The 263-nt window shown below is 40.3% G+C and carries 1 pseudogene; it reads left to right on the forward strand.

The annotated features are described in order from the left end of the window. Positions 1-263: pseudogene (locus tag AAEZ00_RS21510) on the forward strand (hypothetical protein); the annotation flags it as partial.

The raw sequence follows: 263 nt of genomic DNA on the forward strand, positions 1-263 counted from the left end.
TTGTTCAAAAATGGGTGGCTTCGTTTTTTTGGTGGCTTCGTTTTTTTGGTGGCTTCGTTTTTTTGGGGAATGAGCGTTTAAACATGCCTAAAGGCCTGATGTTCAGTGTTAAAGACTATATTGTGTTGGTGGAAGATACCGGGCGAATTATTCGAGAGGATAAACGGGGTGCCATTTGTGCAAGTAGCCAAGCTATTCTTAATAGACTGAATATTCCTGCTGAAAACTGGTTAAAAATCACCACAGAGTTTGGGGTATTATTC

Source organism: Shewanella sp. S1-49-MNA-CIBAN-0167 (assembly GCF_040310145.1).
In the GTDB taxonomy this organism is placed as follows: Bacteria; Pseudomonadota; Gammaproteobacteria; order Enterobacterales; family Shewanellaceae; genus Shewanella; species Shewanella psychromarinicola.